Source organism: Xanthomonas sp. SHU 166, from assembly GCF_000364685.1.
Lineage (GTDB): Bacteria > Pseudomonadota > Gammaproteobacteria > Xanthomonadales > Xanthomonadaceae > Xanthomonas_A > Xanthomonas_A sontii.
Genome location: NZ_AQOJ01000019.1, coordinates 1 through 7,010, shown reverse-complemented (window position 1 = coordinate 7,010; position 7,010 = coordinate 1). Strand labels below are relative to the sequence as shown.

Genomic DNA, 7,010 nt, shown 5'->3' with positions numbered 1-7,010 from the left:
GAAGCGAGCCGGCCATATTAGCCGACTTTTTCACGCTGTCAACACCCGATGTTCGCTAGGCGTTTCCGGCCCCGCCGGCCTCTGTCGCGCCGAAGCTCGGCAGTTGCGTAGCGGGCCGGGCAGTTTAATGGCACCGAAAAAAAGGTCAACCGTTTTTTTGCGCGCCCTTGCAGCGCTGCGTGCTGCCACGCTCTCGTCTCTATCGGTAAGGGCGCGGCACAGCCGATCGCCGGCGTTTGCCCGAGAATGCAGGCTGCGCTCCACCATGGAACTCCGCATGACCGCTGCTGCCCGCGCGCTCTGGCGCGACACGTCGCTGCCCGCGCTGATCGCCGGCTTCGTCACCGTGCTGGTCGGCTTCACCAGTTCGGCGGCGATCGTGTTCGAGGCCGCGCGCAGCGTCGGCGCCTCGCAGGCACAGATCGCCTCGTGGATGTGGGCGCTGGGGCTGGGCATGGGCCTGACCTGCATCGGGTTGTCGCTGCGCTACCGGATGCCGGTGGTCACCGCCTGGTCCACGCCCGGCGCCGCCCTGCTGATCGGCAGCGGTGGCGGACTGCCGCTGTCCGATGCCATCGGCGCCTTCGTGGTGGTGGCGGTGCTGTCCACGCTGGCCGGCTTCTCCGGCCTGTTCGAACGCCTGCTGCGGCGCATTCCGCTGTCGCTGGCCTCGGCGATGCTGGCCGGGGTGCTGCTGCGCTTCGGCCTGGACGTGTTCGTGGCGATGCAGCACCAACTGGCCATGGCGCTGGCGATGTTCGCCACCTATCTGCTCGGACGCCGCGCCTTTCCGCGCTATGCGGTGATCGCCACCCTGCTGGTCGGCATCGCCGTGGCCACGGGCAGCGGCACGCTGCACCTGGAGGCGGCGCGGTTGCGCCTGGCGCAGCCGGTGCTGGTGTGGCCGACGCTGTCGTGGCAGGCGCTGTTCGGGATCGCGCTGCCGCTGTTCGTGGTGACGATGACCTCGCAGAACCTGCCCGGGGTGGCAGCGATCCGCGCCTCCGGCTATGCGGTGCCGATCTCGCCGACCATCGGCTGGATCGGCGTGGTCAACACGCTGCTGGCGCCGTTCGGCGCCTACGGGCTGAACCTGGCGGCGATCACCGCGGCGATCTGCATGGGCCGCGAGGCGCAGGAGGATCCGCAGCGGCGCTACATGGCCGCGGTGTTCGCCGGGGTCTTCTATCTGCTGATCGGCGTGTTCGGCGCCACCGTGGCCGCGCTGTTCGCGGCCTTTCCCAGGGAGTTGGTGATGGCGATCGCCGGCATCGCGCTGTTCGGCACCATCGGCAACAGCCTGGCCTCGGCGCTGCGCGAGGAACGCGAGCGCGAGCCGGCGCTGATCGCGTTCCTGGTCACCGCGTCGGGACTGTCGCTGTTCGGTATCGGCGCGGCGCTGTGGGGCCTGCTGGCCGGTGCGGCAACGCTGGCGCTGTGGCGGCGCAGCCGCTGAGGCCGCGCCGCCGCACCGGACTCAGCGTGGGTCGCGCAACTGCAGCAGCCAGTGGCTGGGCACGCCGGAGTGATCGGGCAGCGGTTCGAAATCGAACTGGCGGTGCACGGCGGTGGTGCCGTCCACGCGCAACGGCAGGGTGACGTAGGCGGCTCGGCCCTGCCGCAGCAGCGTGTCGATGCGCTGGGTCTCCGCCAGCACCGCCTCGCTGGCGTATAGGCGCTCCAGGTCGCAGCCGATCAATTCTGCAACCTCGCGCTCGTACAGGGCGGCGAAGGCCTCGTTGACGAAGGCCAGGCGGCTGGGCCGCGGGCCGTCGCCGCGCTCGACGATCGCCACCGGTTCGCGCAGCCGTGACAGCGAGGCCTCCAGCAAGGCGAAATCCTGCTGGAAGCGCTTGCGCTCCATCAGCTCGATCAGCACCCGCAGGCTGCGTGCCGATTCCAGGCTGATCGGCGACCAGGGCCGTGCGCGGCCACGCACGGTCTCCTGCCACAGGTCGAAGCTCTTGCGCGGCGACAGCCGCGAGCCGGCGATGTCCTGCAGCTTGGCCAACTGCGGATTGCCCGCCCAGTTGACCGTGCGCACCTGTTCGCGACGGGTCCACAGCAGCGCGCTGCGCGCCTGCGGCATCAGCGGCACGAAGATGAAGCCGGCCGCCAGCGGGGCCAGATCGGCCAGCGCCGGGAAGGTCTCGCCGATCTGGTCCGAGTGCAGGGCGCCGACCGCGTCGTGGCGCAGCGCTTCGTGATGGGTGGACTCGATCTGCTCGCGGATCCGCGCCAGGTCCTCGGTAGCCGGCAGCATGCCATGGCGGGTGACGTGGTCGCCATGGAACACCGCGACGCCGTCGGCATCGACCACGTCGAGCAGGTCCGAGGCCATCTCGTCGAGCATGGGCGCGGTCAGCATCTCGGCGTCGTTGAAGTTGGTGATCAGCTTCTCGCGTACGGTCAGCAGCACCGACTCGGTACGCGCGCGCGCCACTGCGGTGATCGCGCCGATGCGCCCGGCCAGCGCGCGGCTCAGCGCATCGGCGACGTCGCGCATCTCGTGGTTGCAGAAGTACGGGCGGTAGTGATGGCAGGCGATCAGCCCCCACAGCGCGTCGTTGACCACGATCGAGGCCACCAGCGTGGCGGTGACGCCCATGTTGGCCAGGTATTCCAGGTGCACCGGCGAGACGCTGCGCAGGCTGACGTCGCTCAGGTCCACCGGCGCGCGCAGGCGCGGATGCAGGGTGGGCTGGATCGGCGACGGCACGTAGCCGACGTTGGCGATCTGGCGCACGCGGTTGCGCAGGTAAAGCGCGCGGGCCTGCGCCGGAATGTCGCTGGCCGGATAGTGCAGGCCGAGATACGGCTCCAGTTCCGCCGCGCGCGCCTCGGCGACCACGTCGCCGTTCCAGTCGTCGTCGAAGCGGTAGATCATCACCCGGTCGTAGCCGATCAGGCTGCGCAGGCTCTTGGCGGCGCGCTGGCAGGCCTCCTCGATGCTGTGGTCGGCCTCCAGCCGGCGCAGCACCGGCAGCGCTTCGCGCAGGGTGGCATCGGCCAGCGGCGCGTCGCGTGGCTCCAGTTCCAGCAGCCACTGCTCCGGATACAGATGCCAGGCGCCGACCCAGCGCTGCGTGGCGGCCGCGTCCTTGAACCCCACTTCGACATAGGCCAGGTCGCTGCGCTCGGCCGCGTCGGGCAACAGACGCGTGCGCGGATCCTCCAGCACGAGCAGGGCGTCGTAGCGCTGTCCGAGCAGTGCGTCCAGCGGCCGGCCGAACAGGTCGGCGGCACTGGCGCTGGCCTGGACGACGCGCCCATCCTGCGGCTCGATCACCAGCAGCACGCCGTGCGGCTGCACCGAGCCAGGGATATGGATCGGCTCGCGTGCGCATGCGTCCATGTCCAGGGGCACGACGATGTCGCTCATGCGGCGATCTCCAGGGCGAAGTGGGTGTGGAAGTGCGCGAACATGGCGCGGGCGCCGTCGACCGCGGCCTGCTGCAGCGGCGCGGTCGGCAAGGCCCGCTCCAGCCGCTGCTGGAAGTGTCGCCAGGCGGCCGGGTCGGCATGGCCGAGTTCGAAATAGGACAACGCCGGCGCGGCGCCGGCCAGGGTCTGCCGCAGGTGCCGGGCGATCACCCGCCCGCCCAGGCGCGAGCCCTCGACCACGTAGAGCATGCCCCAACGGGTCCCGGCCTCGGCGGCCGGCGGCAGCGGTTGCGGCGCTGGCGGCGCTGCCCGCAGCGCGTGCAGATCCTGCACCAGCAGCGGGGTGCGCGGCTGGTACTGCCAGTGCGCGTCGCCGCAGTCGCGCAGCCAGGCCGCTTCGCGCTGTTCCCAGCCGGCCAGCACCGCGTGATGGCGACGCAGCACCTGCACGTAGTCGGCCAGCGACAGCGCCGGGTCCATCAGCGCGCGCATCGCCGGCAGGTCTTCCACCGCCTGGTGCTGCTGCGCAGTGGCCTCGCGCAGCAGGCGCGCAGCGGTCAACGGCAGGGCGGTTCCGTCGGGAGGAGACATCATGCAGGCGACTGGTACAGCAGCCGGCCGGCCGCGACGAAAGAGAGGGCACAGCGTAACAATCGCGACCGCGCGGTGCCAGGCGAGGCTGCGTGGGACACGACGACGCCTATCCCAGCAAGCTGAGCCGTTCATGCCGGATACGCTGCCCGCGCTGCGCCTCAGCCGCCAGCCACCCCGGCGGCCGGCACGCGTGCGCGGCGCCAGGCCACGAGCCAACCGCCGCCCAGCAACAGCGCCGCCAGCAGCCACGGCACGCCGGGGAAGTGCAGCAAGGCATGCGGGCCGATGAAGGCGGCGAACACCCATGCGTACAAGAGCGGCCCGATCACCCCGGCCAGGCTGACCAGGCTCATCAGTGCGCCCTGGATGCGGCCCTGCGCGTCGGCGCCGACGTGGCAGGTGACGATCGCCTGCGCCGCCGGCCCGGCCACTGCCCATAGCGCGCTGATCGGCACGCCGAGCAGGAACAGCGCGCCGCTGCCGGCCACGCTGTAGATGGCGAAGCCGATCACCCCGCAGCCCAGGCCGAACAGCAGCGCGCCGCGCTCGCCGAAGCGGCGCACCACCCGCGCCACCAGCACGGCGTTGACCACGATGCTGCACACACCGACCAGGGCCAGCACCCAGCTGACCTGTTTCGGTCCCCAACCGAAGCGGTAGTCGGCGAACAGGACGAAGATGCTCGGGTAGACGTAGTGCGCCAGGTTGGCCAGGAAGATCACCGCGGCCAGCGCGAACACCTGCGGGTAGCGCTGCAGCAGGCGTAGCGCGCCGAACGGATTGGCATGCGCCCAGTCCACCCGCGCGGTGCGCCGTTCCGGCGCCAGCGATTCGGGCAGCACCCACAGGCCGTAGAGGAAGTTGAGCAGAGCCAGCCCGGCGGCGAACCAGAACGGCGCGCGCAGGTGCAGGCTGCCGAGCCAGCCGCCCAGCAGCGGACCGACCACGAAACCGACGCCGAACGCGGCGCCGATGATGCCGTAGGCCTGGGCGCGCTTGTCGGCCGGGGTGATGTCGGCGATGTAGGCGTTGGCCGAGGTGAAGCTGGCCGAGAACACGCCGGAGACCATGCGCGCCAGCAGCAGCACCGGCAGGCTCTGCGCCAGCGCCATCACCATGAAGTCCACGCCCAGCCCCAGGCACGAGGCCAGGATCACAGGGCGCCGGCCGTAGCGGTCGGACAATGCGCCCTGCAGCGGCGAGCTGACGAACTGCAGCGCGGCGAACAGGAAGCCGAACCAGCCGACCCACCTGGCCGCGGCGGCGAAATCGCCGCCGGTGAAGCCGCGCACCAGCGTGGGCAGCACCGGAATGATGACGCCGAAGGACAGCACGTCGATCAGCAGGGTGACGAAGATGAAGGCGACCGCGGCGCGGCGTGAGCGGACAGCGGGAGTCGGAGCGTGCACGGCAGGCCTCCTGGCGGACGCGGCAGTGTAATCGGCGTACCTGGCCATCGGCGCACCCGTGGGTGTGGGAGGTGGCCGATTTGAACGGGCGGCGTGCCTGCGACACCGTGGTGGCTCGGCTGGCCGTCGCGGGAGCGCTTGCACCGCGACCGGTGGGGTCATGGCGTCGGGACTGAAGTCCCTCCCACAGAAGCATCGGGGCTGGCCAATTGCGGGTCAGGGCTCGACCCTTTCTGCACCAGCGGCGCAGCCAGGCCGCTTGTCGCAGGAGCGGTTTCAACCGCGACCTGAGGGACCGAGGCGTCGGGACTGAAGTCCCTCCCACAACAGGGTCGAGGCTTGGCGGATTGTGTCGGAACCGACGTCCTCTACACCGAGCGACTCCCCTCTCCCGTCGGGAGAGGGGTCGGGGGTGAGGGTCCGGCGGAGGCAGCGGCGCCACTCATGCCACCAAGGCGCGGCGGCGCAGCAGTGACGGCCGGACCGTCACCAATGCCGACTGGCGGGCCGCAACAGGTGGTGCCCCCGTCCGGCCAGGGTCACTCGGCCGGGGTCACAACGCCGCGACAGAGATCGTCTGCTGCAGCACGTGCTGGGCGCCCGGGGCCAGTTCGATCACCTCGGGTCCGGCGTTGGCCGCTTCCAGGCACACGAACTGGCGCCAGTGCGGGCCGACGTCGGCCATCTTCTGTGCGCCGGCCTCGCCCGGGTTCCAGGCCACCAGCGTGCGGCTGCCGGTGGTGGCGATCTCGATGCGGCGCTGCAGGCCCGGGTCCAGCAGGGTGTAGCGGCCGCCGGCGCCAGTGTAGATGCGGTCGCTGCGGCCGGGGTCGCGCGGATCCTGCAGGCTCCAGTCGCCGTGCTGGCGATGCGGCGTGGCGTAGTTCTCGAACTTGTCCAGGTAGTCCAGGCCGTCCAGGCCCTGCACGCGCACCTGGGTGGCGTCGGCGACACGGAAGTAGTTGTGCAGGGCCTGGGTGAAGCGGGCGGGCGCGGTGCCGACGTTGTCGGTGACCAGGCGCTGCTCCAGGGTGGCGCCGATGCGCAATTGCATGCGCAGGCGCAGCGGCAGGTCGTCGAAGTCGGGCGGCGCCAGGGTCAGCACCAGCGTGCCGTCGGCCTCGCGCCGCGCGTCCTTCAGTTGCCAGGGTACGGTGCGCACGAAGCCGTGCGCGGGGACGGCGTCGCTCTGGCCCTGGCGGCCGAAGTACGGCCAGCACACCGGGGTGCCGCCGCGGATCGGGGTCGGCGTGGGCTGCGCGTCCGGCGACAGCCATAGCGCGTCGGTGCCGCCCTTGGGCACGAACGACAGCACCTGGCCGCCGAACAGGCTGATCGCGGCGGTGGACTGCGGGGTCTCCACCAGCAGCGAGGGGTAGCCGTGGAAGTCGCCTGTGCTCAGGCCGGGGACGTCGGACATGGGATGGATGCTCCGTGGCGCGGGGGAGTGGACGAAGGCCGGGTAGGCGGCCGGCAGCCGGAATGCGGTGGGCGGGGTGCCGCCGAACGGCGTCTGTGTAGGTGTAGGTGCAGGCGACGATGCCGGTGCAGGCGCTTGCGGCGGCGACGGCGGCGTGGCCGGTGGCGTCACCGGTGCCGCAGGCGCGCCGCCGGCCTCGCGGC

The 7,010-nt window shown here is 71.3% G+C and carries 4 protein-coding genes and 1 pseudogene; 1 reads left to right on the top strand and 4 read right to left on the bottom strand.

Features of this window, described 5'->3' with window-relative positions; translation table 11 throughout:
- Positions 1–277: 277 nt before the first annotated feature.
- Positions 278–1,456: a benzoate/H(+) symporter BenE family transporter gene (locus D180_RS01085; protein ID WP_043090260.1), complete on the top strand. Its 1,179-nt coding sequence runs from the start codon at positions 278–280 to the stop codon at positions 1,454–1,456.
- A gap of 21 nt (positions 1,457–1,477) precedes the next feature.
- Here the strand turns inward: D180_RS01085 and bphP are convergent, their stop codons facing one another.
- The 4 genes and pseudogenes from bphP to D180_RS01065 form a co-directional block, all read right to left on the bottom strand.
- Positions 1,478–3,382: a bacteriophytochrome BphP gene (gene bphP, locus D180_RS01080; protein WP_017911315.1), complete on the bottom strand. Its 1,905-nt coding sequence runs from the start codon at positions 3,380–3,382 to the stop codon at positions 1,478–1,480.
- Entirely contained in the window at positions 3,379–3,978 is a 600-nt protein-coding gene (locus D180_RS01075) for a biliverdin-producing heme oxygenase (protein ID WP_043090259.1), read from the bottom strand. The genes bphP and D180_RS01075 overlap by 4 nt, the downstream gene beginning before the upstream one ends.
- Positions 3,979–4,136: 158 nt before the next feature.
- Positions 4,137–5,387: a tetracycline resistance MFS efflux pump gene (locus D180_RS01070; protein ID WP_017911313.1), complete on the bottom strand. Its 1,251-nt coding sequence runs from the start codon at positions 5,385–5,387 to the stop codon at positions 4,137–4,139.
- A gap of 553 nt (positions 5,388–5,940) precedes the next feature.
- Positions 5,941–6,876 (bottom strand): annotated as a pseudogene (locus tag D180_RS01065) (D-hexose-6-phosphate mutarotase); the annotation flags it as partial.
- Positions 6,877–7,010: the final 134 nt, after the last annotated feature.